This is a genomic window from Pseudomonas sp. SED1 (assembly GCF_034044025.1).
In the GTDB taxonomy this organism is placed as follows: domain Bacteria; phylum Pseudomonadota; class Gammaproteobacteria; order Pseudomonadales; family Pseudomonadaceae; genus Aquipseudomonas.
On record NZ_JAXCIS010000228.1, the window covers coordinates 1 to 2,639 of the forward strand.

The 2,639-nt window shown below is 62.7% G+C and carries 1 protein-coding gene; it reads left to right on the forward strand.

Translation table 11 applies throughout. From position 1 onward, the window contains the following. Positions 1 to 121 precede the first annotated feature (121 nt). Entirely contained in the window at positions 122 to 2,563 is a 2,442-nt protein-coding gene (locus SNL23_RS28790) for a penicillin acylase family protein (RefSeq protein WP_318304418.1), read from the forward strand. The last annotated feature ends 76 nt before the right edge of the window (positions 2,564 to 2,639 follow it).

Here is a 2,639-nt window from a genome sequence, read left to right on the forward strand (position 1 = left end):
TTGTGCCCGACTAAAAACCTTACGCAAATCCTGAAATAAGCATCGCCTCCCGCTTGCGTCGTTTCGCCGCGCTCACTAACGTAGCGCCTTTACTGACGCTACCCCCCGCAGGAGCTTTGCCATGGCCTCGCCAGCCCTCTCACATTTTCTTCCCCGGTTCGGCGTTGCCGCGGCAATTGCCAGTGCCTTGGGCCTGGCCGGTTGCCAGTTACAAAGCACCCAAGACACATTGCCTGCGGTTTCCGGCGTGCAGCCCATCAAGGGCCTGGCGCAGAACGTTTCCGTGCGCCGCAACAGCCAGGGCATCCCGCTGATTGAAAGCAGCACCTTCCACGATGCGCTGTTCACTCTGGGCTATGTGCACGCCAGCGACCGCATCACCCAGATGGTCACCCTGCGCCTGTTGGCCCAGGGCCGCCTGGCGGAAATGTCCGGGCCGCAAGTGCTGGATGTCGACCGATTCATGCGGGCGGTCAACCTGCGCAAGAGCGCCGGCGAGCTGTATAACGCCTCGTCGCCGCGCCTCAAGCGCTTCTTTGAGGTGTATGCGCGCGGGGTCAACGCCTACCTGTTCCGCTACCGCGACAAGCTGCCGCCAGACCTGGCCCAGACCGGCTACAAGCCTGAATACTGGAAGCCGGAAGATTCGGCGCTGCTGTTCTGCCTGCTGAATTTCAGCGAGTCGACCAACTTGCAGGAAGAGTTGTCCTCGTTGGTGCTGGCGCAGAAAGTCGGCGCCGACAAACTCGCCTGGCTGACCCCAAGCTACCCGGATGAACCGTTGCCGGTGGCCGAGTCCGACAAGCTCAAGGGCATCAACCTGAGCCAGATCCCGGGCCTCGCCGCGTTGACCAGTCTCAGCGAACACCTCGGCACCTTGAACACCTTGGGCACTTCCAGCTCCAGCAACTGGGCGATCGGCCCGCAGCGCAGCCGCAGCAACAAAAGCCTTTTGGCCAATGATCTGTCGACCTCAATGCAGGCGCCGTCGCTGTGGAACTACGTGCAGATCCGCTCGCCGAAATACCAGGCCGCCGGTGTGTCCATCGCCGGTTTGCCAACCCTGCTTTCCGGCTTCAACGGCAAGGTGGCGTGGAGCATGAGCCAGGTCTCGGGCGACACCCAGGATGTGTTCCTGGAGAAGGTCAAGCGCCAGGGCAACGCGCTATACTACGAGAACAACGGCAAATGGCTGCCGGCCATCGTGCGCAACGAAACCTACTTCGCCAAGGGCCAGCGGCCGATTCGTGAAGCCGTGTATGAAACCCGCCACGGGCCACTGCTCAATAGTGCCCAGTCGCTGAGCAGCGGCTACGGCCTGGCCTTGCAGACCGCCGATTTCAAGGACGACAAGAGCCTGGACGCGTTCTTCGACCTGTCCCGCGCGCAAACCGCCGGTAAAGCGTCTGACGCCACCCGGGAAATTCGCGCAATTGCCTTGAACATGGTGTTCGCCGATGCCAGCAGCATCGGCTGGCAAGTGACCGGGCGCTTCCCGAACCGCCGTGAAGGCGAAGGCCTGGTGCCGTCGCCGGGCTGGGACGGGCGTTTTGACTGGGATGGCTACGCCGACGCGATGCTGCACCCTTACGATCAGGACCCGGCCCAAGGCTGGATCGGCACCGCCAACCAGCGCACCATTCCGCGCGGCTACGGCATGCAGTTATCCAACTCCTGGGCCGCGCCGGAACGTGCCGAACGTATCGCGCAACTGGCCGGCAGTGGCAAGCATGACAGCCGCAGCATGATCGCCATGCAGTACGACCAGACCACCACGTTTGCCGCCAAGCTCAAGAGCATGTTCCAGGCGCCGGGCATGGCCCAGCCGCTGAAACAGGCGATCGATGGATTGCCGGCGGCAGACCAGACCAAGGCGCGGGAAGCCCTGGGCCGCCTGATGGCGTTCGATGGCCGTCTCGTCTCCACCTCTGCCGACGCAGCGATTTATGAACTGTTCCTGCAGGAAAGCGCCAAGCAGATTTTCCTCGACGAACTCGGTCCGGAAAACAGCGCCACCTGGAAAGCCTTTATCGGCAACGCCAACCTGTCGTACTCGGCGGTGGCCGACCACTTGCTGGGGCGCGAAGACAGCCCGTTCTGGAATGATGCGCGCACCGGGCAGAAAACCGACAAACCGGTGATCCTGGCCCGCAGCCTGGCCGCCGCAATCACCGCAGGCGATAGCGCACTGGGCGCCGATCACAAGGCCTGGCAGTGGGGCAAATTGCACAGCTACACCTGGAAGAACGCCAGCGGCCAGAACATTCGCGGCCCACTGGCAGCGGGCGGCGATCACAACACGCTGAACAGCGCACCGTATAGCTGGGGCCAGAGTTTCGACACGACCCAGGTGCCGGCGCTGCGGATGATTGTCGACTTCGGCCAGGTGGAACCGATGATGGGCCAAAGCGGCATCGGCCAATCCGGCAACCCGGCCAGCCCGAACTATGCCAATGGCATCGACCCGTGGCTGAAGGCGCAATACCTGAGCTTCCCGATGCAGCCGCAGAACTTTGACGGGGTGTATGGGAAGACGCGGTTGACGTTGGTGCCGGGCAAGTAACCCGGTTTCCCTGACTCAACTGGATCAAAATGTGGGAGCGGGCTTGCTCGCGAACGCGGTGGATCAGTCACCAGAT